Source organism: Vibrio sp. D404a (assembly GCF_030248535.1).
In the GTDB taxonomy this organism is placed as follows: domain Bacteria; phylum Pseudomonadota; class Gammaproteobacteria; order Enterobacterales; family Vibrionaceae; genus Vibrio.
This window is the reverse complement of the sequence record NZ_JAHGAJ010000028.1, coordinates 25655-52561: the sequence shown is the minus strand read 5'-3', so window position 1 is coordinate 52561 and position 26907 is coordinate 25655. Positions and strand designations below refer to the sequence as shown.

Sequence of the window (26907 nt, the reverse complement as noted above, 5' to 3'; positions counted from 1 at the left end):
TTGCTCTTAGCGTTACTGGTTACCCCTTTTAGTTTCACCGTTTTGTAACCTCGTATTTTGGAGTTTGAATGAGTGTATTTCTCCGTACCACGGCACTAATGCTTCTTGTATTGAGCCGCGCGCCTGCATTCGCAGCAACTGTATCAACTAACTCAGCAGAACCAACTCGCACCCCAGCACAAAACCAAGTGTCTTCGAAAGTATTCCGTCACAGCCTAAGCGGCCTATACGGCATCAAAGCGTTTGACTCAAATCCAACTCAACCCCATGACGATTTCGACGTTCTTTACAGCAAATCTCACCAAGCTCAAGCTGAGCTAGAAACCATCTGTAAAAGTACAGCACTACTAACTAACTCTGAAGCGCTATTTGCCGGTGTAAAATCACAGGCTCGTGCTGAAGAAAAAATTGCGTTAGAGCTGAATGGTGACGTAACAAAAATCACCGACCTTGCTCGTGCAACCATCATTGCGAATGACGTAGAGAGCTTGGTTGAAGTCTATGAAGCTGTCAGCCGTGAAGCCGATGTGGTCAAAGTAAAAAACAAGTTTAAGTCACCTGCAGATTCTGGTTACCGTGACCTTAACCTGTTGGTTCGTTTGCCAAAAACCAACATCATTGCAGAAGTTCAGCTTCACCTTAAAGCCATTGCCGACGTGAAAAGTGGCCCAGAGCATGAGTTGTATGAAATCATTCAAGGCATTGAGCGTAACGCATTGGCGCAAAACCGCTCTCTGAACGATATTGAAGCGGCGCAAATCAATAACCTAAGAAGCCAATCTTTAGAACTGTATCAGCAAGCTTGGCAGCCATACATTACAACGCACATTAAAGCGGCGTAATGAAACATTAAAAACGAATCACTCACATCTAAAAGGCGGTCAACATAGACCGCCTTTTAGATGTGAGTGATTAAAACGCTCGACGAATACGTGCTGTCGATCGGCTTTCTGTTCTTTCATCCTGTGCGCTTTTCTGCTTCTATAGACCTTCAACCCGATGACATATAAAAGGAATTAAGTCACATGAAGGTTACTCCATCTATTGTTTTGCTTGCTTCGGCTCTACCCCTTTCCAGCTACGCCAATGAGTGTGGTGAATTCACTATCGCTGATATGAACTGGAACTCTGCCAGCCTAATCGCTCATGTCGACCAATTTATCCTTAATGAGGGCTATGAGTGTGATGCTCAGCTGATACCCGGTGACAGTGTTCCTACAGGCACCTCAATGATTGAAAAAGGCCAGCCTGACGTTGCTCCTGAACTGTGGACTAACGGCATTAAGGAGGCACTCGACAAAGGTGTGGCTGACAAGAGGCTGCGTTATGCGGGCAAATCTCTGACCAATGGCGGAGAGGAAGGCTTCTGGGTTCCGAGTTACCTTGTTGAGCAGTATCCAGAGCTTACAACGATTGAGGGAGTCATAAAAAACGCCAAGCTGTTTGAGCACCCAGAAGGTGACGAAAAGTTTGCCTTTTATGGTTGTCCTGCCGGCTGGACCTGTCAAATCACCTCGGGCCATCTCTTTGATGCCCTGAAACTGGAAGAGCATAACTTTGAAATGATTGATCCAGGCTCTGGCGCAGCACTCGCAGGTACAATTGCCAAAGCGTATGAGCGCAATAAAGCATGGTTTGGCTACTACTGGTCACCAACACCGGTTCTCGGCAAATACGATATGGTAAAGGTTGATTTTGGTAGCGGAACCGATATTGAAGAGTTTCGCAACTGCACCACTCAGCCAGATTGCGAATCACCAAAAGTGACTATGTTTCCGGCAGCGCCTGTGCACACCGTTACCACGGAGAGTTTTGCCACCGCACAACCTGTCGCTTACCAGTATTTCCAAAAGCGTGGCTTTACCAATGAAAAGATGAGCGAATTGCTCGCTTGGATGGAAGATAATCAAGCCGATGCCGAAGAAGCGATGTATCACTTCTTGGAGACTTCACCAGAAGTATGGACTAGTTGGGTTCCACAAGATGTAGCGAAGCGCGTTGAGCAAGCACTGTAAAAAGTGTTCGCTGCCGCTCGTTTCTAACATCATTATTTGTGAGTTAATGAAAGGTTATTTAGATAATCACGGCTATCGAGATTCAGTGCTCGATAGCCAGATAGATACAGACATAAAAAAAGACCACGCTAGGCGTGGTCTATTGCTTGGCTACTTCTCGATTTTAATATTTTCTACGCGGGCTTTTAATTTTTGACCCGGTCTGAAAGTAACAACACGTCGAGCAGAGATTGGAATGTCTTCACCAGTTTTAGGGTTACGACCTGGACGCTCGTTTTTCTCGCGAAGATCAAAATTACCAAAACCTGACAGTTTTACCTGTTCGCCATTTTCTAGTGCCTTACGAACTTCTTCGAAAAACACTTCAACCGTTTCCTTGGCATCCCGCTTGCTGTATCCGAGTGTTTCAAACAGGTTCTCAGCCAAATCGGCCTTCGTGAGTGCCATAAAACTTTCCTCAAAGCTATGTTAAACCTTGCTACTATCGTCAGTAGCGCCAAAGCATTTACCCTATTCAATCAATGAGATAAGGCTGTTTACAAGGAAAGTGTATGCCAAGCTTCTGATTTTCGCCAACTTTTTTATCTGAACTCTTTAATTATTTATGCAAATCAAGAAGATAACACTCTTAATTAAGTGGATATAAAGCTGAAAAACCTCTAACCACACAAGCTCAAACAGAACTAAAAACCATTAAATTAAAATAATTAAGAATATAAAACTTAATTGACACTTTTCACCAAAATCGAGACTTTTCTCTTATACTCAATAAAATCAGCCACTTGATTTAACATTAATCTCAACAGAGATGATAATTCATACACAGAACTTCATGCTATTTATTAATCAGCAGAATTTAATTCGTATACTCGTATCGTAACAATCGATTCCGCTGATGCTTTTTAGCCTTAATCAGTGCCCTTTCTCCTGTTAGCACCTGTTGCTCAAACGCGACGACATCCTGCATATTTGAAGAGTCAACCACGCCCACGGTGCAAGTCACAAACGTCTCAGTTTCCGCGCCATGATTTTCTATTTCACTGCGTTTTAGGTGTGCCTTAATCGCTTGTGCTATATCTATCGCTTTATCGATTTTAGGATACGGTAGCAATATGGCGAACTCATCCCCACCAATACGGAACGCTTCACCCTCTCCTTTAGAGACATAACGCAGAATATCGGCGATCGTAACCAAAAGATCATCGCCTCTGTCCATCCCATAGTGGTTGTTAAACGCCTTAAGATAATCGACATCGATCAGTACGGTTGCGATATCAAAGCCTGAGCCATAGCGAGTCGCTAATTCTTCTAAATAGGGTCTAAGGCCAAATCGATTCTTCAAACCCGTTAGATGGTCGGTACGGTAGATCTGCTCCATGTATTGGCGGTTATCTTCCAACTCTTGGCGTTGTAATTGGTTTTTCAACGACACCGCAATGTAGTTTGCTAACTGCATCACCACCTGTACATGGAAGTCTTTATAAACGTAGCTTTCGCTCTTTTGTACACTGATGACACCCAAAGTCTCACCATCGAAGACCACGGGCGTGCATATTGCCGACATACCACTCTGTGGCGGCTGTTCATCAACATTGATCCAAGTATTGTTAGCCGAGCATCCACTATCTAGATACAGCTCAAGCTCTTGGTCGCTACAAGTATCTAGCACCAAGGTTTCATTATTCTTGAGTGCATAAATCCCAATTCTCGACACACAGTCACACTCCACTTCAAAGGCAGGCTGAAACTCACCCTCATCAAGTAAGTATTTATAATCGAGTACATCACGGTCGGCGCGATACAAAGCTAGGCTAAAAGCGGAACACGGAACAATCTCACCAATATGGTCAAACAGCTTGAGTACATCGGTTTGATGATCCTCTGTGCTTGCAATCATCTGCCCCAACTCGTTTAGGTAGCTAAGGTTGCGCGTAAACAAGTCTGAGTTATTGGCTTCCGCTTGTGCGCGTGTGTGGTGCAAAATCGAGTCGATATAACTGACTTCATTATCTTTACTCTGATTAATCAGGGTCTTGTAGGTCGCACACGCCTCACGTAGCACCTCACACTCTTGGTGATGCTCACCAAGTTGTTGGTAACACTGAGCGAGTGTATTGAGTAGCGATAGCTTAATTCGAATATTATCGGTCAGCCCTTTAGCACGAAGCGCTTGTTGGCAAAATTTCACGGTAAAGTCATAGTGACCACAGCGATATAAGAACTGAGAATACTTGTCATAGAACTCGATGCTTAAATAGGTATCGGCATGCTGTTTAACCAGCTCGAAGCTCTCTTTGTAGGCGGTGTATGCTTGCTTATTTTGTCCCTTCATTGACAAAATCAGAGCGTAATAGAAACGGCTGTAGGTGTAGCCGTGCCAATTCTCATTTGTTAGTGCAAGTTGAGAGGAACGCTCAATCACCTCTAGTGCTTGGTCTAACTGTTCTGTGTGTGCCAAGGAGATGGCTTGATTGCACAGTGCTAAAGATAAGTTAACCGGGTTAGTGACGTGTTTACTGTGCTCTAGGGCATACTCACTGTGCTCAAGTGCTTTGGGATACTGTTCTAGGTCGATATAGATACCACCGAGATTGATGTTTAAAAACAGCCCTAGTTTATGATCCGAACCTCTCCGGCTCGATTCTGCGGACTTGAAGTAGTCGAGTGCACGGTAGAACTCCCCTTTCGATGCGAAGATCGTCCCAAGGTATACATTGGCGTACGCGAGCAGAATGTCGTTACCACTCTCAGACTCTAAGCGCTCTAAAAATCCGAGAAAACGCTCTACAGCTTCATCAAGTCGATCACAGCGAAACGCCTCAACCGCCCCGAGATATTGGTTGTAAATAGGGCTCAACTCAATTCCGTAGTGCTCCTCTATGCTTCCCAACTGCTCACGCGCTTTCGCTATTGCATCAACACTGCGGTCGCCACGCAGTTGGGTTAGCAAAGTAATCGCCTCTAATTCGGCACCGGTTGTATTTGGATTTTCTTGCATCAGTTTCAGTCGCTAAACAGAATTTATTAACATAGCATACCGAAAAATAATAAAAAGGACACTAACCGCATCCCATTTCGCAAGATTGTATCGATGCTATTAGCCAAAGAAATTAACTCGTCCGTGATCTTTCTGATGAACAAATATCACCAAACCATTGGCAACTATTGGTAGCCCCAAAAGTGGAATTTAAGCTTACTGGATTTTGGAAGAAATCGCGTTGACCACAGACTGAGTGAGGCGCATTCTTTTAGAGATATACAGTATAAAGAGGCGAATAGCAGCACTAATCGCGTCATGAAAAATGGCGTTAGGCTGTTGCCTTTGTCATCGTTCATCATCAAAAGGCTACCACATGAATAAAGTCATCATGTTAGTAATGGGACTGCTTTTTACCAGTCGCTTATTTGCCAGTATCGTTCCTCATGTTGGTCAACTTGAGCATGACGCGCCCATCCTGCTCCGCTCAGCGATTATCGTTGGAGCCATCAGTTATGTGGCTTGGTTAGCTATTGGTTACTTCAAAAAGCGTAATACAGAACACGATCAAAACTGAACCTGAACGAATGCAGAAAAAGGTAAACGCTTTGATCCAGTAAAAAACAAAGGCCCCGCACATCGCGAGGCCTTGGATTTACTTGCATATAAACGGAACTACAGACAAATCGTGAATGTACTTCCCTGTCCGACTTTGGACTCTACAGTTAGGTTGCCATCGAGATTATCGACCATAGCGAGTGCGAGTGAGAGACCTAGCCCATAACCTTGTACATTACTTCTGCTGCTATCGACTCGATACAAACGTTCAAAGATCAATGCTTGAAACTTAGGCTCAATACCGATACCTGTATCTTGAACAGAGATACTCACTGATTCATTGTCCGTTCGTGCAGCACTCAGTGTGACACTACCCTGCTCAGTATATTTAATCGCGTTATCAAGCAGATTAACAAGCACCTGCGTTAACTTGTCTGGGTCCGACTGAAGCCTCAATTCACTCTCTACATCGACGATCAACTCAATCTGTTTGTCTTCGGCGACATCTTCATACCAACTCGCGACATTACGGATAACCTCAGATACGTCAGTCTCGGTTTTCTGCGGTAAGCGTTTACCTGTGAGCTCATCATTGAGCTTCATCAGGGCGGTAAGCATATTACCCGCTTGTGTTGCGTGCTCTGAGCAATCGGCTAGCGCTTCTTTCATTGATTGCTGATCGCCATTGTTAATCAAAGCGGTTTGGGAAGCTAATGTGATGCGCGAGAGAGGCGTGCGAATATCGTGAGCAATCGCATCAACTGTTGTATTTAAGGTCGTTGTAACATGATGAAGTCTCGCCACCGAACTCCGGACACTTGAACTGATCACCTCTAAACCCTGTGATGGCTCTGCATGCGCATCTTTGAGCTCCAACTTTCCTTTCTGAAGCTGGTCCAGTAAATCACCAAAGGTGACAAGTGGAGACATAGCACTTTGAATAATTTTACGGGTAAAGACTGCCGTGACGACTAACAATGCCACCAGCGCGTAGAGCGTCATTAACCATTGATTGAACGCAATGTAATCCCTTGCGCGATTATCCAATACCAACCAAAAGTCGTGATCCTCACCTGTCATTTTTAGCGACATATAGGGACTAAAAACAAAGCTATCGAGCCACGTTCTTTGATCATCAACCTGATGCTCTAAAAGTAAACGAGGCAAATCAACACCACTCGCATTCGACATACTATTTGATACATTTGTGTCGCCAGCAACGAACACCGCTTCATTTGGCTTTTGATTGTTCACTGCATAAGCCGCAATATTATTGTCTATGAGACGATGCGGATTCGCCTCCAGCACATGGGTCAGTCGCTTGGAGGAGTCGTAGGTTAAAATTCGTTGATACTCAGCCGACATCGAGGTCATGATCTTCTTCTCAGTTTGATAGAGATCGAAGAAGAATATTGCCCCAACAATCAACTCTACCAGTAACAAGCAAAGCAGCAACGTCCCCATAAGGCGCAACAACAGATGATTTTTAGCTTTCGCCAGAGCCTGTTCGATATTACGACTTGAGGACATAGCCGACACCTCTCAATGTATGAATCAAAGGTGTTGAAAATCCTTTATCCACTTTGCTTCGCAAACGACACACCAGAACATCAACAACGTTCGTTTGTGGGTCGAATTGATGCCCCCATACGTGTTCTAAGATGGCGGTTTTAGACATCACCGCTTCTGGGTTCTCAAGAAGTAGCTTCATCAACATAAACTCACGCTGATTGATAGTAATCGTCTGCTGCTCGCGACATAAAGTATGTTTGATGAGGTCAAGACTAAGCGGACCATACTCTAGAGATAAAACTTGTGAGGTTGGTTGCTTTCCACGACGAGTCAGCGTCTGACAACGAGCTAAGAGCTCAGGAAAAGCAAATGGCTTTACCAAGTAATCATCAGCTCCAGATTGTAGGCCCTGAACACGCTCTTCCACTGAATGTTTAGCACTTAGAATAATGACTGGCGTTGCGTAACCTTGCCCTCTAAGCTCTGCCAATACTTCAAAGCCATCTTTCTTCGGCAACATAATATCGAGAATGATGACATCGAACTCTTCAGTTACTGCTTCATGCAGACCATCAATGCCGTCTGTCGCGTGCGTTACGCTAATCCCTTGTTGTTGAAAGCCATTCACCAAAAATTTGGCAATGTGAAGATCATCTTCAATCAATAGTATTTTCATTAACGTCCATTTATCCGTAAGCCTCGTTCTCAATACACTCTATCAACATCCTTTCGCGAATATAACCAAGATTACAACTTTGTAATGTTTCGGAAAGACTGCGGCAATTATGAGTTCGTTAGTATGGCCTTGTTGAATCAAAACACCTTGTTGTTAAACACAGGTCACTGAAACAAAACCAATCAAACATATGTCTTAACGGAGTAAACATGAAAACAATGACACGTACTTTTATCGCAGCAGCTTTCGCTTCACTTGGCTTCTCTAACTTTGCATTGGCAGCGGACACTCAAACCGTATCTGTTACACAAATTTCTTCCAAAGCTGCATTCCAGCTAGCTCAAGAAGCGGTAAATCAATGTGAGGCAGATGGTTACAAAGTTTCAGCTACCGTTGTTGACCTGTCTGGAAACGTCATTGCCCAATTACGCTCTGACGGCGCGGGTATCCACACATTAGACAGCTCTCGCAAAAAAGCCTTCACTGTTGCAAGCATGAAGCAACCTTCTGGTAACTTGATGAAACTCATCGCTGACAAACCTATCATGCAGCCTCTACAAAACATGGATGACAATTTACTGTTCTTAGCAGGTGGCGTTCCAGTGCAATTGAATAACGCTATGATTGGTGCAATCGGTGTAGGTGGCGCGCCGGGTGGACACTTAGACGTAGCTTGCGCAGACAAAGCGATTAAAAAGTTCTTTTAACCACCGCTTGCCCGCATCTCTACATAAACAGAAAGCGCTCTAGTATGAGCGCTTTTCAGGTATTCAGACGAGTAATCTCAATCAAGTCATGCCGTCGTTGTGTGCAATTTTTGCGACTGCTTCTTAGTAATAGAGATACGTCTTACAAGAGCAAGAACAAACACGAGACTTTGAGTCAAAACAATTGTTGGAGCTGGTGCACTGTCAATATGGAAACTCAAGTACGCGCCCAACATCATAGTCGTTAGGTTCACCACACTCGCAATCCACAGCATGCTTGAAAAGCGCTTAACCAACAGAAATGCTATTGCACCGGGAGCGATAAGCAAACTAATCGCCAAGATAAGCCCGATTGCGCTCAGTGTGGCTACAATCGTCAACGAGAGAAACGTCAGCAAGGTATAATGCAACACCGTCACGTTCAATCCGCTTACTTTAGCTTGAACCTCATCAAAAGAGTGCAATAGGAAATCTTTCCAGAACAATACGATACCAAGAACAACCACCGCTGAGATGATCGCTGCGGTACTTAACTCTTGCGCATCTACACCCAGCATATTACCAAATAGGATGTGATCCAAATGCGCGTGAGTATCTAACGCTACATAAAGCACGATCCCCAATGCAAACATGCCAGAGAACACAACACCCATCACCGTATCTTGTTTCACTCGGGAGTTTTCTGCTAAGAAACCCGTTAAGAAACTACACAACATCCCTGCTAAAAATGCGCCTAGCAATAGTGGCAAACCCGTTACATACGCTAGAACAATACCCGGCAGTACGGCGTGACTCACAGCATCACCCATAAGCGCCCAACCTTTCATCACCAGAAAGCAAGACAACAGTGCCGTAGGCAAAGCAACAATCAAGCAGATAAGAAAAGCGTTCTGCATGAAGGGAAATTGGAATGGCAACAACAAATCCATACTAATACTCCTTTGCCAAAGATGTGTGCTCAAGTGGCGAACCAGAACAGGCACGCTCTTCACAGCTTTCTCTCTTTGCTAGTGAGCTCTTTGCTAATGCTTTTCTCGCCCTTAAACGTGCAGCCAAATAACCATGCTTGGGAGCAAAGAAAAATGCCAAAAGGAAAATAATAGTTTGCAGGCAGATAATAATGCCCCCTGTCGCTCCATCTAAGAAGAAACTAATGTAAGCGCCAGCAAAGCTTGTTGTACTACCAATAATGACTGATACCAAAATCAGTCTAGGGAAACGGTCACAGAGCAGGTATGCCGTTGCACCCGGCGTCACCACCATAGCAATAACCAATAGCGCTCCTACCGTTTGCATCGCCGCAACAATCGATGCAGATAGAAGAGTGAAGAAAATTGCCTTTAGAACACCCGGATTAAGACCTATGGATCGCGCATGGTTTTCATCGAAGAATGTCACCATTAGGTCTTTCCACTTCGCCAACAGAACCACCAGCGTGACAACACCAATCACGACTAACTGAAGCGTATCTTCCGGTGTGATCGCGAGGATGTTACCCATGGTGATGGTTTGAACGCTAACAGAGATGGGATTGATTGAAATTAGGAAAAGACCAAGTGCAAAAAATGAAGTGAAGACTAAGCCGATGATCACATCGATTTTCAAGCCGGAACGTTCAGACAGAAACAGCATAGTGCCTGCTGCTATTCCACCAGATATGAAGGCACCAAAAGCGAATGGAAGACCAATCATATAAGCCAATGCGACACCCGGCACAACGGCATGTCCCAAAGCGTCACCAATTAAGGACCAACCTTTTAGCATGAGATACGCAGATAGAAACGCACACACGCCCCCTACTAAGGCAGACACCCACATGGCGTTATTCATATAGCCGTAGCTGAATGGTTGTAGCAACAGATCCATCATAATTGAGGCTCCGTCTTTTTGGTGGTTAACGCCTTGCCGTCATACTGAATGAATGGTCGCTCATCGTCAGTAAGAATGGTCAGTTCCCTTGTATCTTCATCGTGATGAAGTGCATTACCACCCAACTTAAAGTGTCGTAGTGAACCACCAAATACACGCTGGAGGTTTTCCTCTGTGTATGTCGTTTCAATCGGCCCTGAAGCCAGAACCGTTTTGTTGACCATAATGGTTCTATCGCAAAACTCAGGCACTGAACCAAGATTGTGCGTCGACACCAGCATTACGTGCCCTTCATCGCGAAGCGATTTAAGAAGGTCGATAATTTGATGCTCAGTTTTTACATCAACACCAGTAAAGGGTTCATCTAAAAGAATCACCTTCGCCTCTTGTGCCAATGCTCTAGCCAAGAACACGCGCTTCTTCTGTCCTCCAGACAGCTCACCGATTTGACGCTTTCTAAACTCCAGCATATTGACGCGTTCAAGCGCTAGGTCGACGGCTAAATGATCAACATCTTTCGGTCTGCGTAGCCAATTCATATGACCGTAACGCCCCATCATGACCACTTCTTCAACCAACACAGGGAAGCTCCAGTCGATCTCTTCCGACTGAGGTACATAAGAGACCATGTTACTTTTGAGCGCTTTTTTAACGCTCTCACCCAATATTTGGATTTGTCCTTTGGACATAGGAACAAAGCCCATGATGGCCTTAAAAAGAGTCGACTTCCCTGCTCCATTCACACCAACCAGTGCCGTCACTGACCCTTGCGGGACGGTAAAGTCCGCATCATAAAGGGCGGTGTAACCATTACGATAGGTAACCGTTACATCACTGACTGAAATGCCAAGGCGTTCCTCATTTTTAACATCATTCATAACAGGTGCTTTACTCCCAATATCCGTTTGAATTCATTGTGTCTAATCTTGTTGAACATATGTCTTAGTTCGTTGACGTAAGACCATTTGCTACCGTGGTCGAAGTCACTTTTAACAGATCCAGATAAGTAGGAACTGGGCCATCAGCAGTTGATAGCGAATCGACAAACAGCTCACCGCCATACTGGGCGCCGGTATCTCTTGCCACTTGTTTTGCTGGCGAGGTATTAACGGTTGATTCACAAAATACGACAGGGATATGATTTTGTTTTACGCCATCGATAACCGAACGTACCTGCTGCGGAGTACCGACTTGATCAGCGTTCATTGGCCATAGATACAATTCCCTCAAGCCAAAATCTTTTGCAAGGTAACTAAACGCCCCTTCGCATGTGACTAACCAACGATTGCTGTCAGGGATCTGAGCGATCTGGTCTTTTAGAGGTTCGATGGTTGCTCTGAGTTCGGCTTTATAAGCCGCTGCGTTCTTTACATAAATCGCTGCGTTTTCAGGATCATGCTCAGCGAATGCCTCTACGATGTTATCGATATAAATAAGCGCGTTATCTAAGCCCATCCAAGCGTGAGGGTTTGGTTTACCTTGATAAGAGCCAGAAGCGATAGGAATTGGGTTAATGCCTTTAGTTAGCGTTACCGCAGGAACGTCTTTCATGTTTGAGAGAAATTGCTCAAACCACAATTCCAGATTCATCCCGTTCCAGAGAATAAGATCAGCATCAGACGCGCGAACAATATCTTTCGGCGTTGGTTCGTAACCATGAATCTCGGCACCCGGCTTTGTGACAGACACTACTGCAGCTGCGTCTCCTGCGACATTTGAAGCCATATCAGCTAAGACAGTAAAAGTAGTCACTACCTTCATCTTATCTTCTGCAGCATTAACCAGGGGCGACATTGCCAACAGCAGCGATGAAGCAGCCAACGCGAGTTTTTTCATACCTATCTCCTTGATGATGAGAATCTTTAATATTGTGCTAACACATCTGCGAATTTTGCGAATGGTTCGTATTTACAAACCATATTAATGCGAACAATTCTCATTATCAATTTAAATTTTCGTGTTTTGGAAACTTGAATGAAGATGGAAGAAAAAGAGGATGAGCAAGGCTCGACTCTGATTAGATAGGCTATTTCAGAAGCAAAGTCATAGATCAAAAAAGCCATCACACAAATTATTGCGCGATGGCTTTGTTTAACTTCTGTTAATCGTGAGGATGGGAATTCGTTTATCGATTAGACTCTTCCACTTTGAATTTGCTCATCAAGTCATCGAGTCGGTTATTCACCTCTACCAACTTGGCTGCACCTTCATCCATCTCAATACCTGCCGCTTTCAACGCGACAACAATATCGTTGATCTGATTAGTATTGCGGCCAATTTCGTGTGTTACGCCGCTCTGCTCTTCTGCAGACGTCGCGATCTGCATACTTGCGTCGTTAATCTCAGTGATGTGCACAGACACTTCAGCAACGCTGGCCTCTAAGCCATGGGTGCTCTCTTCGGTATCATTACAACGAGCTTTGGTACTCTCCATTGCTTCGACCATGGTTTTGCTGCCAACCAAGAGTTCATTCAGCGCCTTTTCAATCTCTTCGGTACTGGTTTTGGTGCGGCCAGCAAGGTTTCTCACTTCATCGGCAACCACAGCAAAGCCTCTACCCTGTTCGCCAGCGCGCGCCGCTTCAATCGCTGCATTAAGTGCAAGTAGGTTGGTTTGTTCTGCAATATCGCTGATAACCGTCAAGATAGAATAGATGCTCTCTGACTTGAGGTTCATCTCCTGAACACGTTCCATCGCCATATCGATGTCTGATCTCAACTCGACCATACTCTCTTTAGAGCGCTCGATGGTGTCCATTGACGCATGACCAAGTGATTCCGCTTTTTGAGTCAATTGAGCCGTTTGCGAAGCACTTTGCGCAACAGCTTCTGCGGTCGAGTTCATCTCTACAATCGCAGTGGCTACTTGTTCCGTCTCTGCAGCGTGTTCCGTCAACCTTTCCGCACTCACACGAGACTGCTCTGATAGATTAGCCGTTCTGCTTTTCAGCTCTGATGAAAGTAACTTAACCTCAAGTACCATATCTTGCAGTTGAGATACGAATCCGTTTATTCCTTTAGCAATACGGCCCAAATCATCGTTCGAGGTTTCTGGCAATCGCTTAGTCAGGTCGCCATTACCTTGAGCTAACCCTTCAACCAAATCGCGCAGTGCCAACACAGGGCGATATAGATAATTAAAGACAATCGTTAGCGTCAAAACAGTAAACAAGATCACCAGCAATACACTGACAATCTTCTCTTGGCGCAAGTCGTATAGCTCTGCAAAAGCGACCGACTCATCAACACGAATCGCGAAATACCATGTTTTGTCAGCGACCTTAAACGCATTAGAGAACAAAAGTTTACCTGTACCATCAAGGTCGTACTCTTGAAGAGCAGAAGGTTGATTCACCGCATTCAGTGCAACGCTGCCAAATCCGTCTAACTCAGACGCCTTCACACCATTTTTAATTTCCGGCGAAGAAGAAGCCAGAACCGTGGTGTTTTGATCCATCATGATCGCCACTGCACCCGGGATCTCCGATACCTGTTTAACGACTTGGTTTAAGTAGTCTAGCGTCAAATCTGACGACAAAGTGCCATCAAACGCTTTCTGTACAAAGCTAATCCAGATAACACCGTCGCTTGCGATGTAGGGCTCAGTGACTGACACACCAGATTGTCTTTGGGCAAGCAGATACCACTCCCTTTTGGTTACATCACCATCGTATTTATGATTCGGCCATGTGTCTGCACTCTGGTTCCAGTAACCATCACCGTTGTCTAGAGAGAGAACGACACTGCCAATGTCCATCGCTTTGGCAAGAATTTGGGTTTGTTCTACGTAGTTTGTTGGGAAGGGTTTATCTTTATAGTGGTTGGCGATGCTTGAAACGCTGGCTGCCTTTTGAGCGAAGTATTGCTCGACGGTAAGAGACTGTTGCTTGGTGTAGTCAGTGAAGTACCTCTCCACATCTTTTATTACGAACTCTTCTGTTTGCTTATATCCATACAGCTCGCTCGCCATTAATAACACCGTCATTAACAAGGCAACGGAACCTAACAGAATCCCCTTGAAACCTAGACTTCCTTTTCTCATATACATCTCCCGACCTAGAGTACTGACGTAATTACGGCAGGTTCTATAAATTATTCACAGAACCAATACAAATTTCGTTATAACACAACAGTTACAAATAAAACTATCAGCAAGGAGGTGAAGTTTTTATGACAAGGTTCAAAAAAGAGATCTACACGACGAATCTGTGCAATTTTCAATAAATGAAGAACGCGAATCTAGGTGTTGCAGGATCGGTGTACGCCTTAATTCACCAATACCCACATATACTAGGGGGTAGTATTTTATACTGAGGGGGAGTATAGTTTTTTGAGCAATTTATCCTAAGTACCACGGAAGAAGAGTTTCTGAATGAAAGATGTTAAAGGCGTTTTCCGCAATCTAGAAAAGATGCTAAGAAATGCAAATTGGTTTGACGATGGTTGGGAAATTTACAACCGTGGAGAGTACCTACAGTTGTACAAAGAGACTTGGTTCAACCAAAGCCAGGGCGGTATTCACTTTGAAACTTTTATTGAAGGGCCTCAAATTAAGCAAAAGTCTTTCCCTGTCTGCATGCACGCCGAAGAGGACTGCCCTGCTCAAGCGGAGTTCATCCGTCAGTTTAAGGAGATGGAGAAAAGCCGAATTGAGAGCTGGAAAGGGTACAAAATTCAAGACAACAGCTACGGTATTTGTCAGCGAACTCTGCCATTAAACTTCAAGAACTTAGAACAACGTCTATTTGAAGAGTTCAACCGACTGCGCGCTCTAGAAGCCAGCGTCGATAAAGTACTAGATAGGCTATAACATGAAAAAACAGAAAAGCCCTTGTATCGATATGTGCGACTTTTCCCACAGTAAAGGCTGGTGTCTAGGTTGTGGAAGAACGCGTGAAGAGTGTAAGGCTTGGAAATCAATGAAGCCCTACGCCATCAACGTGTTAAAAAAAGAATTAGTAAAAAGAAAATCGCAAATGAGCCGATAATCACTCATTACTTAATGTAAGAGTCCAGCACTTTAAGGACCACTTCCATATCCTGTTCACGCTGCTCTTTGTCATCTTCTAGTACAACATGTTCTAGAAGGTGACCTTTAATCACTTCTCTCATCAAACCATTGACCGCCCCACGAATGGCCGCTATCTGCTGTAATACGTCTTGGCACTGCTGCTCATCATTATCCAACATCTTCTTTAGGCCATTCACCTGACCTTGTATTTTGCTTACTCGGGCTTTGAGTTTTTTCTGATCTTTGGCTGTGTGTGACATAAGGTGCTCAAGGTAATTGGTACAAGGATTTAACCGCTAATGTAGCACTTAAATTATACTGGGGGGTAGTTCTGATTTTTGATGTTTGGATGTGCGTTGCCAGTGATACGGCTCTAACGGTATTATCGATTTACAAATCAGAAGCAAAATGACTAAAGAAAGCGTTCAAGAAGCGCTACAATGCAGACACTGTGCAACAGCAGCACAAGTTCCCCATTTACACAGAACCTTAAAGTATCGATACATGTCTAAAGAACCCGGCTTCACCACAGAGTACACCCTCGAAAAAGCTTTCTTCGCAGAGTGTTATGACCAAACGAGCGTACCCGTTCAGTTTCCTAAAGCCTATTTAAAGGCCTTTCTGTTCCTTGTCTTTGGTGTAGTTGTATTAGAACTTGAACTGCTTCCGAACGGTTATGTAGGTTGGTTCTTCATTGTTCTCAGTGTGATTGAAGCTTTTAGTGTGTACTGTAAAAGAACCTGGTGGTTATGGCGTCAGAGAATCAGTTCTGGCTCGGGCACCAAGGTGGTTTTTAAAGGCGACTTGGACGGCGTGACTTACAAAAACTACAAAACCACCAACACGATCAAATGGAGCCAAATCGACGAGCTCGAGCAGACTGACCTCGGCTTTATCATCCATATTGGTAAACAGCGCCAGTACGTAAGTAAGTCCTGTTTGAATGACGAAGCGATCGCGTTCATGGTTGAACAGCACAAAGCAGCCAAAACAAACTAATCCCTATCAATGCCTGCCCCTGTGGTGAGTATTTTCTTTATCCAATTGTCATAACCGGACTACAACAATGACTATCGTATATCAAATCAGTGACTGTCACCTTTCCGATGAATCCAGTTATGAAAACCTGCGTCGAGCATTGGAATACGCTAACAGTGACGATGGCTGTAAGACGATTTTCCTAACAGGTGATATTTGTTGTAACCCAAAGCCGGGCGATTACATTGCATTAGAAGCCTTCATCAAACAACACGTTAGCAACAAGTCGATTTACGCGATTGCAGGCAACCATGATGACTCTGCATTGATGCGTGAAGAGCTAAAAGGCTCAACCATTTGTGTGACCGACAAAGCCTTCGTTTGTGAGCGAGAGTTTGTGTTTCTCGATTCAAGTTTCAAACCACTCGATAAACGTCACCCACTCGGCTCAGGTCGTATTGATAATCTGGGTATGGCACAGCTAAAAAAGCATCTTAGAAAGTCCGACAACCCAATTGTGGTTGTTCACCACCCTGTTATTCCTGTCGGTTCAGACTGGATGAAAGCGATTCGCTTGGAGAACGATACTGATGTTATGAAGGTTCTTCACAAGTATCGTGTAGGTGATGTGATTTGTGGTCACGGCCATGATGGCATAGTTGAGACACAACATGGTGTCACTCAATATATGGCCCCTTCAACCGCCTATGGATTTGACCACTCACTCGATGAATACAATCGCAGTGAGAAGATTGGGTTAAGTAAAATCACGCTGTCTGCCAATTCTATCGACTACCAAGCAATCTATTTGTAGTCGTTCTGGTTTGCGCAGCTTTGTAGATGCTCTATAAACGCAGGAACCTTCTTCGCTATATGCTTTCTTGATGCGTAAAAAGCAAATTGTGGTTTAGTCTGCTTTTCCGCATGTGGAGGCGCGCGCATGCAAGAATCACTGATGGCATTAATGCAAATGGCAAAAACCAGCGCTGCGCTAAAACGACTGTCTGACGCAAAGCTTCCCTACATTTCGGTGCTCACCGACCAAACCTTCGGCGGTGTCTCAGCAAGTTTGGCGATGCTTGGTGACATCAACATCGGTGAGCCCAAAGCTCGTATTGGTTTTGCAGGCCGTAGAGTAATCGAACAAACCGTTCGAGAAAAACTACCCGAGGATTTTCAACAAAGCGAATTTCTATTAGAGCATGGCGCACTTGACATGATAGTAGAAAGACGTGACATGCGTGAGCGAGTGGCAAGACTCATCGCGATGATGACAAATAGACAGATTCAAATTAGCTAACACACGCAATGTGGTAAGCAGTAACGCGTCGCAACACTCATATGACATACACAAAAAGTCCGGCGAATATGCCGGACTTTCTCCTATTCAATACAATCTTAAAGCGTGTTTTTGAAGATCTTACCGTCTTTCATGATGAGGTCCATTTCCGTCAAGTGAGAACCATCCTTTTTAGCATCGTTCGTTTCACCAAACCATGTATCACGACCGCCCACCAGCGTAATGTCTTCTAATGGGTTACCATCGATAAGCAGAATATCTGCGTATGCACCTACCTCAATCACACCCAGTTTTGCATCTGAATACGGGTCAATCCATGGCTGCATTAGTTCAGCAGAGATACGGCCAGATGTTGATGTCATAGCACGTAGCGCTGAGAAGTTACCGAACATATCCGCATTCAACCAAATCTCGTGAGCAATCTGCTTAGCACACGTATCCGCAACACCTACACAGTCTACGTTAAAGGCACGACGGTCAAACCCAGCATCTTCTGCCGCTTTCATCTCTTTCTGGTAGCTACCAAACGCCGCTTGTGCCGATGCAAGCTTCTTCTGAATCAAAGGATCTTGTACCACTGGAATAGTCGCAAGATCTGGCGAGAACGCGGTTAGGTTAGTTGCAATGAATGCCCCTTCTTTGTTGAACTTCTCTGCCATGTCCGCTTTAAACATAAAACCGTGTTCAAGTGTTTTCACACCCAGATCTAACGCTTGATGCATAGCTTGCTCAGAATATACGTGTGTAGCAACATAAGAGCCGTAAGATTCAGCAATCGCGACTGCAGCTTTCATCTCATCATCTAAGTACGAGTTGTACTGCCACGGGTCAAACTTCGACGACACCCCACCTGATTGGAATACCTTAGTAAATTGACCGCCTTGGCGATATTGGTAACGCGCTTGTTTCTTGATTTCATCCACGCCATTGGCATTGGTCATGATGTTGAGAATCTCCAAGTTTTGCGGTGAATCCGTTAGACGACGAGATTGCAAACCAACATCAGCGTGCGAGCCAATAGGTGCGATAGGTGCGCCCGATGCGTAGATTCGTGGTACTTCCTTCAAACGGCCGTCGCGCTCCATGTCTGTCCATGAGCCATCTGCACCACCAACATCACGGACCGTACCGAAGCCCATATCCAAATACATTTCTGCAAATTCTTGACCATGAATCGCAATCTCGGTCCAACGCATATCATCAGTGCCAAGCAGACCTTTTGGAATGGTCAAGTGCATGTGAGCGTCGATCAATGCTGGCATTAATGTTCGACCTTCCCCATCAATCACTTTGGCGTCAGTTGGAATGTCTGCATCGCCTTTGGTAATAGCCGTGATCTTGTTACCGTTCACTATCACCGAGTGGTTGTTATACAGTTTATTTTCCGTTCCGTTGAAAACATTCACATTCTTAAAGACAACCGTTTGAGGTGCCTCAATGGCAGTCGGTTCGGTTTCTACAGCCGGAGCTGGCGCGGCAATTGAGTAAGCAGCTGTCATAGCTAAAGAAGCGGCAATCAGTGTTTTCTTGAACATAAAATACTCTCTTAGTTAGTAGTGGTGCTCTGAAATCTGACGCCATATTACCCACCAGCTAACCGCGATAATGGCCATTTGATGACACGCAACTAAGACTCTTGTCCCCTGCCTAAAACATACTAGCGGCAGGAATACGAAAGCTAAATCAATACACTGTTTGAGAGTATTCATATCTAATACAGTGGGTTGGAAAGGTATTTGACAGAAAAGTCATCAATTGACATAAGAGATATTATGGTTTGAAGCGCCAAACTATGGCTGGCTATTGACGTAAGTTTTTACAATACACTTAAAAAACTTAGGGTTAATTGCGTTACGATTTAGCTACCTGATTCTAAGTAAAAACTGCTCCAATGAACTTTTTAAAAGCATTCGCTGTTTCAATAACATTCTTCTTATTCGGCTGCGCATCCGGCTCTTCAATCTTAGTTGGTGAAGCTAGGGAACCGATTAGCCCTCAACACGTGACTCTTTACCTCAAAGCTCCACTAAAGTTTGAGAAAGTTGCTTTAGTGAACGCTTCTAGCGATGCAGGCTTAACTAAGCAAGACTCCGTAAACTACGCAATTGAAGAACTGAAAAAACAGGCCGCAAAGCATGGTGCTAATGGCGTATTGCTGCAAGGTCAAGGAAGTAACAACTCTGTAATGCTCGGAGGCGTTGGTACAGATCACCAATACCTAATCCCCATTTCAGAACAGACCGTTAGCGGTATAGCCATTTATACAGAGTAATATATTGTGTTAAATAATATTCGAGGTTGGTTTGGAGAAAAGAAAGTAACCGCTACTATGTGGGTTACGCTAAGCTCTTCAACTTATCAACGCTTCCACGACTTATATATACCGACATTTGGTGGTACTGCACAGATTGATCACCTACTTATATCACCGTTTGGTATTTTTATTGTCGAGACAAAGAACCACAAAGGCTGGATATTTGGAGACCTATATTCTAAAGAGTGGACTCAATCCCTATTTGGTAAGAAATATCGCTTTCAGAACCCACTCAGGCAAACATATCGACAAAAGAAGGCGATAGCATCTTACTTTGATATCGACGAAGACCTTATTCACACTGTTGTATTTTTCTCAGGAGACTGCAAGTTAAAGACCGAGCTACCTAATAATATCCTCACTAGTGGGTTGGCACGTTACATTAAACGCTTCAATGAAGTCGTTTTCACTGACCGTCAGATTGATGATCTTTTGAGAAGAATACAACACCATGTTAGTACATCCACGACCACTCGACGTGAACATGTAAAAAGCCTCCGCAAACGACATAACTCTAAATCAAACTGTCCGAACTGTGGATCTTTGCTCGTTAAAAGAGTGGCACGTACAGGGTCAAACATAGGTAAAACGTTTTGGGGTTGTTCTAGCTTTCCAGAATGTAGATTCACAAGGAACTAACGCATTGGGCGACGCTTCTGATCGCTCAATGCGTATTTAGGAATTACCTTTAGTTGAGAAAGTACACCTTATCAAGACAAGCTCTTCACTATCGCCATCACACCCATTGCTAAGAAAAGTGCGCCGCAGCATCGGTTGAATATATGGCCATTCTTGAGCAGCAATGCTTTGACCTTATCGGCGACTCTCGCTACGCCAAATTCAACCGCAAACTCAATGCAAAGAAAAGTCACTGCAATCACTACGAACTGAGGGAAAAAGGCTTTGTTTGGGTCGATGAACTGAGCTAAGAACGCGGTAAAAAACAGCAGTACTTTTGGGTTGGATAACGCAGCAAAGTATCCTTGCTTAAAGAGCTGTCGTGGCAATAGTGTGACCGCTTCAGCTTCGCCTTCAACATTAACGCTCGGCGCATAGAATAGCTTCAGACCTAAGAAGCCGAGGTATAGAGCCCCTAGCCATTGAAGAACAATCATCAGCTCTGGTTCGGCCTCTAGCAAGGTGCCTAACCCAAGCATGGCGATTGTGATTAGTAGGAAGAAACCGCAAACGCCACCATAAATCGTCCACAATGTCTTTTTGTAACCAAATTGAGCACCATGGCTGAGAGCCAATAAAGAGTTAGGGCCGGGAATACACGCTAACCCAAAAGCAGACAAAATAAACAAGCACCACACTTCAAACGTCATAACTAACCTTCAACAAGATAACTGAATCTGTCGCTAGTATGCGTCGAAGAGTAAATTGATAACGGTAATATATAGACGTAAAATAGCACTTTATAGACACTTAAGGCTGCTGGTATGGATTACTCAAAGAACGTCAGGTTTCTATTAATCCCGTTGGACAACTTCAATATGTTCCCCTTTGGAGCGTTTCTAGACAAACTACGCTTCTCCGCCGATGACGCGGATCTTAGTCAGCAGCGTTACTGTTCGTGGCAAATCATATCTCACACTCAAAGAGTCGTGACGTCGAGCAGCAACATCCCGATCATGGTTGAGCATACTTCGGATACCATCGAACTGAAGGACGTTGATTACGTTGTCCTTTTTGGTAGCCGAACAGCTCAGGATTCACAGCAACAAGCTCCCTTATATCGTGCATTCTTTAGAAAGGTTGTATCGGCTGGCATCAAGATAGTGAGCATCGATAACGCCTGTTTTACGCTGGCAGAGTTAGGGTTGCTAAACAATCATCAGGTCGTGGTTCACTGGCGACATCATCATGAGTTTAAAGCGAACTATCCCAAGGTTGTAGTACGTGATGAACAGTTGTATCACTTCGACAAAAAACTCATTAGCTGTACCGGTGGCAGCGCGACCATCGACCTTCTTATCGCTATCTTGCAAGATCATGTAGGCCAGGTTAGAGCTGAAAAAGGGTTAGCAGATATGCTGGTCGACGAAGGCCGTGGCAATCATCACCGCTTGAAATCATCTCAGCATGGGAGCAGTCAGAACCGTCACATCGACCGCGCAGTTTCATTGATGCAAGAACATTTATCGCTGAGTACTAAAGTAGACGACATTGGAACCTTGATTGGCGTTAGCCCGTCGCCAGCTAGACCGACTATTCCAACAACAATTCGATATGTCTGCTCACCAATACTGGCAAGAGTTACGCCTACAACACCTACATTGGCGACTCTCCCATTCTAGCCATAGCTTGATACAACTGGCAGATGAAGTTGGAGTAAAAGACACCAGTTACCTGTGCAAAATCTTCCGAAAGAGATTTGGGATGACGCCAAATCAGTGTCGTCGCAATTCATTTAATCCAAACCAATAAGAACACCCTGCAGGCTCTTGAGCTTACAGGGTGCTGCTTGTGTTATGTAATAGTCTACTCGCTTAGACTACCAGCCAAATTTACTGACTCAGCTGTCCGAACTTCGGCAGACTCTTCACGAACCTCTGGTGCACATCCATATAGGTTTGCATATAGATCTCATCGATACGCTCATTACGTGGGAAGCTCGATGAGAAATCAACATGTTTGCGGTCAATCGACAATTTAGCGGCTTCAATAATATGTGCAATGAACATACGAGGATCTTCTAAACCAATCGAGATACGCATAGTCGTTGGCTTGATACCCGCCTCAGCAAGTGCCTCGTCGCTCAGCTCTGAGTGAGTGGTCAGTGCCGGACACAGCGCAACCGTGTTGGTTTGCCCAAGGCTCACTTGCATACCAATAGCGGGTTCAAGCATATCGAAGAACTGCTTAAATCCATCACGATTGATTGGCGCTCGGTCACCATTACCTTCCATATCGATTGTGAACAACGCTGCAGGTAAACCCAAATACATGTTGTTCTGACAGTGTTCGTAGTTGTCGCTGTCAGGCAAAGCGGGACAAGAGACATTGATGTCAGGATGGGCATCAAAGATCTTCGCCAGCGTTAGCGTATTAATGGTTTTCTGCACCACACGCATCTCATAGGTTTTCATGCCGTTCAGCACTTCAAACGCTTTGTCTGCATCCAAGAAGGCGCCTTTAATGTAATACACATTCCAAAACAAAGTTTCGTTCCATGGAATCGTCGCATTATCGCCATTAGGCTTAGTGAAAGTGACCTCTTCCCCTTTTGGAACAAACATGGTCTCGTTGCGGCCAATCACAACACCAGCAGTAGTGGTACCCGAACCTGCTAACTCTTTGGTGTAGGAATGAATCACATAATCCGGTCTTTCCATCACATCATCACGCTTGAGAACTGGATGAAGCAGTGGCGTGCCTACTGTTGAATCAACAATCACATCCCAACCACGAGAGTGAGCCGCCTTACTGATGTTGGCGACATCTAACACGTAGCCATGTGGGTTACACGGAGACTCAAGGTAGACGTAGATCTTCTTACCTGCAGCAAGGCGATCTGCGTACTTATCAGCAACCTCATCTAAGCGAGTCGCAAACTCATCACCTGAGTACCCATCTACCCACTCTACTGCGACATTCAAGTTCGAAGGCTTGCCAAACCAATCTTCCAACAGCTGATAAGAACCGCCGTAGATGTTACGTGAGGCCAATACAATATCTTCATGCCCTAGTAAGTGACTCAACAAGCCATCTATAGCTGCCATACCTGAGTTGAAGTTCCATGCGAGATACTCATTGGCTCTTGAGCCTGCCTCTAGGTCAACCATATGGTTCGCGAGCGAGATTGAAGTCGGATTAAGTAGTCGAGAGTAGATATCGTGCAGTGGCTCTTTGCCGTTGAACGCATCTTCAATCCATTCTGTACAGGCAAACAAATAGGTCGCCGTGCGCGTGATCACTGGGCTTGCGGAAAAGATAGCCGCTACATTATCGAAAATTGGATACGCGCCTTTTGAGGCAAAGTTACCATTGTTAGTCGCAATGGATTGGTAAGTCGCGCGCATTGGGTTTTGCAGGTTATCGAGGATCTTAGCGATCTGAAATGACAAGAAACGTTTGGCGTTAAACCAAGCGATTCGGTCACTTTTATCCAGCTCAGAAAGGCCATCAACCGTTATTGCCCAAAGGTCGTGTGTCTTATTATTCGCTTTGTACAGCGTCGTCGCCAGTTCCACCAGCGTGGTGCCGTAATCGCTATTTGGGTCGATACCGAAGTGTTTTGCTTGCTCAATAGCAAGGGCTTCTGCTTGTTCGTGTTTGGTTGTTTTACGCAGTGGGCTCAATTGAGTTGAAGTATTCATAATTCCTAAGTCATTCCATGCTTGTTGTTCCTCCTTTAATTTTAGTGTTGCACAGATGTTAAAGATTGCTATTTGCGAAGTAAGACATACACTTTGAGCAATAATATTGCCGAATTTAGTTCCTTATTAATGGAATATGCCAATGGATGAGATCGACAAGAAGATACTGGCTGAACTGCAAAGCAACGCACGACTCACCAACCAAGAGTTAGCCGACCGCGTGGCGCTTTCCCCCTCCCCTTGTTTACGCCGAGTTCGAGCATTAGAGAAACAAGGGATCATTCGTGGCTATCACGCCAGTGTCGATCAAGAAGCGTGCGGCCTACCCGTGAATGTGTTTGTGTTGGTGAAGCTTGAAAAGCCGACAGAAGAGAACATGCGCGATTTTGAGCAGCACATTGAAGTCATTGATGAAGTACTAGAGTGTTTTCTGATGACGGGGAATCACGACTACCTGCTGCATGTGGTGAGCGAATCGCTCAAAAGCTACGAGCAATTTATCCGTAAGCAATTAACCCGCCTACCCAATATCGCTTCTATTGAATCCAGTTTCGCCTTTGGGCAGGTAAAAACAAAGACCAAATTGCCTGTGAGGTGAGAATAACCATCATAGACTTTAAAAGAACTGCTGATAGAATGACCATATCCATCCACTAGACGAAATAAAAGGAGGTAACCATGAACCAGTGTGCATTATTTTTTGCATACATTTTTGCTTACGAAGTTCGCTCAAGTTTTACCAGCAACGTGCTGCGATAACCTAGCTTGAGCGAAGTAGCAAAAAAGACAGACTAACTAGAGTCTCTTCCCTCTAGCTTACGAGGTTATTGTCAGCGAACAACTGACGATAGGCGTTATTACGCCTGAAAAACTTGAGTAAGCCAATGAGCACATTATTATCTACCCAATCAGTTACATTCAACACACCTTCAACATCTCTGTTTGAAGCTATCTCTTTCACCCTTAAACAAGGTGACCGCATCGGCCTTGTCGGCTACAACGGCAGCGGAAAAAGTACCCTACTGCAACTACTCTGCGGTAACAAAGAACCTCACTCTGGTGCTATTACCATATCGAGTCACTGTTTAATCGAACAAGTTGAACAGCATTTGCCAACGAACCTAGAGCAGCTTTCTATGCTTGAGGCCGTGGTTGCAAAGCTTCCCAAAGATGAACAGTTACAAGACCAATGGCGCGCAGAGCTGATCCTTTCTGATATGGGCTTTTCATCCAGTGATTGGGGCCTAACAGCGGGTTCTCTAAGTGGTGGTCAACATACACGCCTATTACTCGCAAGGGCGCTGATCTCCGAGCCAGATCTGCTTTTACTCGATGAGCCGAGTAACCACCTCGACCTCCCTACCTTACTATGGTTAGAACGCTTTCTAATCAGCTGGAGAGGTAGCTTTGTTCTCGTGTCACATGACCGAAAACTATTGGACAAGGTCACCAACTGCACTTGGATTTTAAGAGACAAACGCCTTAATTACTTCCAACTGCCCTTCTCAAAAGCACTGGATGAACTCGCACGAGTTGATGAAGCTGCAAAACAGAGAAACATGGCAGAGCAGAAAGAGATTGATCGAGTTGAGAAAAGCGCTAAACGATTAGGGAACTGGGGACGAGTTTATGACAACGAAGATCTGGCAAGAAAAGCCAAAACCATGGAGAAAAGAGTTGAGCGATTAAAAGAGACGCAAACCGAGCTGACCTCTGGAACGCCTTGGCAGCTCTCCTTAAAAGGTGAATCTCTTAAGGCAAACCGACTGCTCGCTATCGACAAACTCGATGTGAAGCCCGCGTTTGATGCACCTGTATTACTTCAGGTGATTGAGCAACAGATCAAAAGTGGCGATCGAGTTGCGATTATCGGTAGTAATGGTAGCGGCAAGTCATCAATGTTGAAAATGCTCTGGCAGAACTATACGCAGAGTAAAAATAACATGGAGGGCATTCAGTTCCATCCACGTTGCCGACTCGGTTTTTACGACCAAAGCCTAAAGCAACTGAATGACAACGACGCATTAATTGACTCCCTTGAAGGACTAACTGACCTTTGCGAGGAGAGGCGTAAAATCGCGTTAATCAGTGCTGGTTTCGAGTACAACAGACACTCTCAAAAAGTAAGCGAATTGAGTGGTGGCGAACGTTCTCGGTTATTGATGCTCGGGCTATCACTGGCAGAGTATCACCTACTTATGCTTGATGAGCCTACAAACCACCTTGATATCGATGGCAAAGATCAACTCAGCGACACGCTTAATCAGTTCGAAGGTGGAGTGTTACTCGTAACGCACGACCGAGAGCTGATTGAAAAAAGCTGTAACCGCTATTGGTTGATTAAAGACGGCGAGCTAACAGAATGGCATGACCTTGAAAAGCTGTGTGGTGAAATTGATTCAGAAGCGAAAGCTCATGACCGTGAGTTCTCAGATATTGAGTTGTTGGAAAGTGAATCAACTGACAGTGGTTCGTCCCCAACACCTAGCCAAACAAGCGATAGTCTTGATTCTGAAGAAGCGATATTGGAAAGGCTGTATCAACTAGAAACCTTAATTGAGGATGATAAACAACGTAAGCCAAAGCATCAGAAACCAAAGATGCAGCGACAATGGCAACAAGAGTTAGAACAGATTACTCACCAACTTAACCTGTAATAACTTGGAGT

At 44.7% G+C, this 26907-nt stretch carries 27 protein-coding genes and 2 pseudogenes; 15 read left to right on the top strand and 14 right to left on the bottom strand.

All coding sequences use genetic code 11. From position 1 onward, the window contains the following. The first annotated feature begins 68 nt into the window (after positions 1–68). Positions 69–842, top strand: coding sequence for a RelA/SpoT domain-containing protein (locus tag KI655_RS17310; RefSeq protein ID WP_285407472.1), 774 nt, complete (start codon positions 69–71; stop codon positions 840–842). A 183-nt stretch (positions 843–1025) separates the two neighbouring features. Beyond that, complete coding sequence (locus KI655_RS17305) at positions 1026–2015, top strand: ABC transporter substrate-binding protein (RefSeq protein WP_285407470.1); 990 nt, start codon at positions 1026–1028, stop codon at positions 2013–2015. 150 nt (positions 2016–2165) lie between these two features. Here the strand turns inward: KI655_RS17305 and ihfA are convergent, their stop codons facing one another. Together ihfA and KI655_RS17295 are read right to left on the bottom strand one after the other, a co-directional pair. Then, positions 2166–2462, bottom strand: coding sequence for an integration host factor subunit alpha (gene ihfA, locus KI655_RS17300; protein WP_004734853.1), 297 nt, complete (start codon positions 2460–2462; stop codon positions 2166–2168). Positions 2463–2871: 409 nt separating this feature from the next. After that, on the bottom strand, positions 2872–5013 hold the full coding sequence (locus KI655_RS17295) for a diguanylate cyclase domain-containing protein (protein WP_285407430.1): 2142 nt from the start codon (positions 5011–5013) through the stop codon (positions 2872–2874). Between the two features lie 355 nt (positions 5014–5368). Between KI655_RS17295 and KI655_RS17290 the strand changes: the two genes are divergently transcribed. Further along, positions 5369–5569, top strand: coding sequence for a hypothetical protein (locus KI655_RS17290; RefSeq protein ID WP_285407429.1), 201 nt, complete (start codon positions 5369–5371; stop codon positions 5567–5569). Between the two features lie 98 nt (positions 5570–5667). Here KI655_RS17290 and KI655_RS17285 read toward each other — a convergent pair whose 3' ends face one another. Together KI655_RS17285 and KI655_RS17280 are read right to left on the bottom strand one after the other, a co-directional pair. After that, positions 5668–7080, bottom strand: coding sequence for a HAMP domain-containing sensor histidine kinase (locus KI655_RS17285; protein WP_285407427.1), 1413 nt, complete (start codon positions 7078–7080; stop codon positions 5668–5670). Next, positions 7064–7738, bottom strand: a complete 675-nt coding sequence (locus tag KI655_RS17280; protein ID WP_285407425.1) for a response regulator transcription factor — start codon at positions 7736–7738, stop codon at positions 7064–7066. Before KI655_RS17280 ends, KI655_RS17285 begins: the two co-directional genes overlap by 17 nt. Positions 7739–7947: 209 nt before the next feature. Between KI655_RS17280 and KI655_RS17275 the strand changes: the two genes are divergently transcribed. After that, on the top strand, positions 7948–8445 hold the full coding sequence (locus tag KI655_RS17275; protein ID WP_285407424.1) for a heme-binding protein: 498 nt from the start codon (positions 7948–7950) through the stop codon (positions 8443–8445). A gap of 86 nt (positions 8446–8531) precedes the next feature. On the opposite strand, the gene KI655_RS17270 is transcribed toward KI655_RS17275, so the two are convergent. From KI655_RS17270 to KI655_RS17250, 5 genes are all read right to left on the bottom strand, one after another. Beyond that, positions 8532–9374 carry a metal ABC transporter permease gene (locus KI655_RS17270; protein WP_285407423.1) on the bottom strand — a complete coding sequence of 281 codons (843 nt, stop codon included), beginning with the start codon at positions 9372–9374 and terminating at the stop codon, positions 8532–8534. Position 9375: 1 nt separating this feature from the next. Then, positions 9376–10311: a metal ABC transporter permease gene (locus KI655_RS17265; RefSeq protein ID WP_285407556.1), complete on the bottom strand. Its 936-nt coding sequence runs from the start codon at positions 10309–10311 to the stop codon at positions 9376–9378. Beyond that, entirely contained in the window at positions 10311–11192 is an 882-nt protein-coding gene (locus KI655_RS17260; protein ID WP_285407422.1) for a manganese/iron ABC transporter ATP-binding protein, read from the bottom strand. Before KI655_RS17260 ends, KI655_RS17265 begins: the two co-directional genes overlap by 1 nt. Before the next feature lie 64 nt (positions 11193–11256). Beyond that, positions 11257–12150 (bottom strand): metal ABC transporter substrate-binding protein, encoded by an 894-nt coding sequence (locus KI655_RS17255; RefSeq protein ID WP_285407421.1) that lies wholly within the window; start codon positions 12148–12150, stop codon positions 11257–11259. Between the two features lie 289 nt (positions 12151–12439). Beyond that, on the bottom strand, positions 12440–14356 hold the full coding sequence (locus KI655_RS17250; protein ID WP_285407419.1) for a methyl-accepting chemotaxis protein: 1917 nt from the start codon (positions 14354–14356) through the stop codon (positions 12440–12442). A 330-nt stretch (positions 14357–14686) separates the two neighbouring features. On the opposite strand from KI655_RS17250, the gene KI655_RS17245 reads away from it, so the two are divergent. Together KI655_RS17245 and KI655_RS17240 are read left to right on the top strand one after the other, a co-directional pair. Next, positions 14687–15124, top strand: a complete 438-nt coding sequence (locus KI655_RS17245) for a hypothetical protein (RefSeq protein WP_285407418.1) — start codon at positions 14687–14689, stop codon at positions 15122–15124. A 1-nt stretch (position 15125) separates the two neighbouring features. After that, positions 15126–15302 (top strand): DUF1289 domain-containing protein, encoded by a 177-nt coding sequence (locus KI655_RS17240; protein WP_285407416.1) that lies wholly within the window; start codon positions 15126–15128, stop codon positions 15300–15302. Between the two features lie 7 nt (positions 15303–15309). Here the strand turns inward: KI655_RS17240 and rcnR are convergent, their stop codons facing one another. Then, positions 15310–15585 carry a Ni(II)/Co(II)-binding transcriptional repressor RcnR gene (rcnR, locus tag KI655_RS17235; protein ID WP_285407414.1) on the bottom strand — a complete coding sequence of 92 codons (276 nt, stop codon included), beginning with the start codon at positions 15583–15585 and terminating at the stop codon, positions 15310–15312. Positions 15586–15829: 244 nt separating this feature from the next. Here rcnR and KI655_RS17230 point away from each other — a divergent pair, with 244 nt between their 5' ends. Continuing rightward, positions 15830–16324: a YcxB family protein gene (locus tag KI655_RS17230; RefSeq protein WP_285407555.1), complete on the top strand. Its 495-nt coding sequence runs from the start codon at positions 15830–15832 to the stop codon at positions 16322–16324. Between the two features lie 67 nt (positions 16325–16391). After that, on the top strand, positions 16392–17117 hold the full coding sequence (locus tag KI655_RS17225) for a metallophosphoesterase (RefSeq protein WP_285407412.1): 726 nt from the start codon (positions 16392–16394) through the stop codon (positions 17115–17117). On the opposite strand, the pseudogene KI655_RS17220 reads toward KI655_RS17225, so the two are convergent. After that, positions 17108–17203 (bottom strand): annotated as a pseudogene (locus tag KI655_RS17220) (LysR family transcriptional regulator); the annotation flags it as partial. The gene KI655_RS17225 and the pseudogene KI655_RS17220 sit on opposite strands and share 10 nt — an antisense overlap. Here KI655_RS17220 and KI655_RS17215 point away from each other — a divergent pair. Next, positions 17196–17603: pseudogene (locus tag KI655_RS17215) on the top strand (carboxyl transferase domain-containing protein); the annotation flags it as partial. The pseudogenes KI655_RS17220 and KI655_RS17215 sit on opposite strands and share 8 nt — an antisense overlap. 98 nt (positions 17604–17701) lie before the next feature. On the opposite strand, the gene KI655_RS17210 reads toward KI655_RS17215, so the two are convergent. Next, a complete protein-coding gene (locus KI655_RS17210) occupies positions 17702–19138 on the bottom strand; it encodes an amidohydrolase family protein (RefSeq protein WP_285407410.1) in 1437 nt (478 codons plus the stop codon). A gap of 356 nt (positions 19139–19494) precedes the next feature. Here KI655_RS17210 and KI655_RS17205 point away from each other — a divergent pair, with 356 nt between their 5' ends. Beyond that, the gene (locus KI655_RS17205) at positions 19495–19875 is read left to right on the top strand and encodes a hypothetical protein (RefSeq protein WP_285407409.1); all 381 of its coding nucleotides are present in this window, start codon (positions 19495–19497) and stop codon (positions 19873–19875) included. A gap of 6 nt (positions 19876–19881) precedes the next feature. Next, entirely contained in the window at positions 19882–20556 is a 675-nt protein-coding gene (locus tag KI655_RS17200) for an NERD domain-containing protein (RefSeq protein ID WP_373417309.1), read from the top strand. Between the two features lie 71 nt (positions 20557–20627). On the opposite strand, the gene KI655_RS17195 is transcribed toward KI655_RS17200, so the two are convergent. Then, a complete protein-coding gene (locus KI655_RS17195) occupies positions 20628–21245 on the bottom strand; it encodes a LysE family translocator (RefSeq protein ID WP_285407408.1) in 618 nt (205 codons plus the stop codon). 114 nt (positions 21246–21359) lie between these two features. Here KI655_RS17195 and KI655_RS17190 point away from each other — a divergent pair, with 114 nt between their 5' ends. After that, a complete protein-coding gene (locus tag KI655_RS17190; protein WP_285407407.1) occupies positions 21360–22217 on the top strand; it encodes an AraC family transcriptional regulator in 858 nt (285 codons plus the stop codon). Next, positions 22150–22347: a helix-turn-helix domain-containing protein gene (locus KI655_RS17185; RefSeq protein WP_285407406.1), complete on the top strand. Its 198-nt coding sequence runs from the start codon at positions 22150–22152 to the stop codon at positions 22345–22347. The genes KI655_RS17190 and KI655_RS17185 overlap by 68 nt, the downstream gene beginning before the upstream one ends. A gap of 80 nt (positions 22348–22427) precedes the next feature. On the opposite strand, the gene KI655_RS17180 is transcribed toward KI655_RS17185, so the two are convergent. Beyond that, positions 22428–24239 (bottom strand): PLP-dependent aspartate aminotransferase family protein, encoded by a 1812-nt coding sequence (locus KI655_RS17180; protein WP_285407405.1) that lies wholly within the window; start codon positions 24237–24239, stop codon positions 22428–22430. Positions 24240–24381: 142 nt separating this feature from the next. Here KI655_RS17180 and KI655_RS17175 point away from each other — a divergent pair, with 142 nt between their 5' ends. Both KI655_RS17175 and KI655_RS17170 read left to right on the top strand, forming a co-directional pair. Continuing rightward, positions 24382–24837: an Lrp/AsnC family transcriptional regulator gene (locus tag KI655_RS17175; protein WP_012604166.1), complete on the top strand. Its 456-nt coding sequence runs from the start codon at positions 24382–24384 to the stop codon at positions 24835–24837. Between the two features lie 286 nt (positions 24838–25123). Continuing rightward, positions 25124–26896 (top strand): ABC-F family ATP-binding cassette domain-containing protein, encoded by a 1773-nt coding sequence (locus tag KI655_RS17170; RefSeq protein WP_285407396.1) that lies wholly within the window; start codon positions 25124–25126, stop codon positions 26894–26896. Positions 26897–26907 lie beyond the last annotated feature (11 nt).

Excerpts from the sequence above, each read along its gene's own strand:
- KI655_RS17265 (WP_285407556.1), bottom strand. The coding sequence starts at position 10,311 with ATGGATCTGTTGCTACAACCATTCAGCTACGGCTATATGAATAACGCC.
- KI655_RS17285 (WP_285407427.1), bottom strand. The coding sequence starts at position 7,080 with ATGTCCTCAAGTCGTAATATCGAACAGGCTCTGGCGAAAGCTAAAAAT.
- KI655_RS17195 (WP_285407408.1), bottom strand. The coding sequence starts at position 21,245 with ATGACGTTTGAAGTGTGGTGCTTGTTTATTTTGTCTGCTTTTGGGTTA.
- KI655_RS17170 (WP_285407396.1), top strand. The coding sequence starts at position 25,124 with ATGAGCACATTATTATCTACCCAATCAGTTACATTCAACACACCTTCA.
- KI655_RS17280 (WP_285407425.1), bottom strand. The coding sequence starts at position 7,738 with ATGAAAATACTATTGATTGAAGATGATCTTCACATTGCCAAATTTTTG.
- ihfA (WP_004734853.1), bottom strand. The coding sequence starts at position 2,462 with ATGGCACTCACGAAGGCCGATTTGGCTGAGAACCTGTTTGAAACACTC.
- KI655_RS17225 (WP_285407412.1), top strand. The coding sequence starts at position 16,392 with ATGACTATCGTATATCAAATCAGTGACTGTCACCTTTCCGATGAATCC.
- rcnR (WP_285407414.1), bottom strand. The coding sequence starts at position 15,585 with ATGTCACACACAGCCAAAGATCAGAAAAAACTCAAAGCCCGAGTAAGC.
- KI655_RS17290 (WP_285407429.1), top strand. The coding sequence starts at position 5,369 with ATGAATAAAGTCATCATGTTAGTAATGGGACTGCTTTTTACCAGTCGC.
- KI655_RS17245 (WP_285407418.1), top strand. The coding sequence starts at position 14,687 with ATGAAAGATGTTAAAGGCGTTTTCCGCAATCTAGAAAAGATGCTAAGA.
- KI655_RS17190 (WP_285407407.1), top strand. The coding sequence starts at position 21,360 with ATGGATTACTCAAAGAACGTCAGGTTTCTATTAATCCCGTTGGACAAC.
- KI655_RS17255 (WP_285407421.1), bottom strand. The coding sequence starts at position 12,150 with ATGAAAAAACTCGCGTTGGCTGCTTCATCGCTGCTGTTGGCAATGTCG.
- KI655_RS17270 (WP_285407423.1), bottom strand. The coding sequence starts at position 9,374 with ATGGATTTGTTGTTGCCATTCCAATTTCCCTTCATGCAGAACGCTTTT.
- KI655_RS17230 (WP_285407555.1), top strand. The coding sequence starts at position 15,830 with ATGTCTAAAGAACCCGGCTTCACCACAGAGTACACCCTCGAAAAAGCT.
- KI655_RS17275 (WP_285407424.1), top strand. The coding sequence starts at position 7,948 with ATGAAAACAATGACACGTACTTTTATCGCAGCAGCTTTCGCTTCACTT.
- KI655_RS17240 (WP_285407416.1), top strand. The coding sequence starts at position 15,126 with ATGAAAAAACAGAAAAGCCCTTGTATCGATATGTGCGACTTTTCCCAC.
- KI655_RS17310 (WP_285407472.1), top strand. The coding sequence starts at position 69 with ATGAGTGTATTTCTCCGTACCACGGCACTAATGCTTCTTGTATTGAGC.
- KI655_RS17305 (WP_285407470.1), top strand. The coding sequence starts at position 1,026 with ATGAAGGTTACTCCATCTATTGTTTTGCTTGCTTCGGCTCTACCCCTT.
- KI655_RS17260 (WP_285407422.1), bottom strand. The coding sequence starts at position 11,192 with ATGAATGATGTTAAAAATGAGGAACGCCTTGGCATTTCAGTCAGTGAT.
- KI655_RS17205 (WP_285407409.1), top strand. The coding sequence starts at position 19,495 with ATGAACTTTTTAAAAGCATTCGCTGTTTCAATAACATTCTTCTTATTC.
- KI655_RS17295 (WP_285407430.1), bottom strand. The coding sequence starts at position 5,013 with ATGCAAGAAAATCCAAATACAACCGGTGCCGAATTAGAGGCGATTACT.
- KI655_RS17180 (WP_285407405.1), bottom strand. The coding sequence starts at position 24,239 with ATGAATACTTCAACTCAATTGAGCCCACTGCGTAAAACAACCAAACAC.
- KI655_RS17250 (WP_285407419.1), bottom strand. The coding sequence starts at position 14,356 with ATGAGAAAAGGAAGTCTAGGTTTCAAGGGGATTCTGTTAGGTTCCGTT.
- KI655_RS17210 (WP_285407410.1), bottom strand. The coding sequence starts at position 19,138 with ATGTTCAAGAAAACACTGATTGCCGCTTCTTTAGCTATGACAGCTGCT.
- KI655_RS17185 (WP_285407406.1), top strand. The coding sequence starts at position 22,150 with ATGTCTGCTCACCAATACTGGCAAGAGTTACGCCTACAACACCTACAT.
- KI655_RS17175 (WP_012604166.1), top strand. The coding sequence starts at position 24,382 with ATGGATGAGATCGACAAGAAGATACTGGCTGAACTGCAAAGCAACGCA.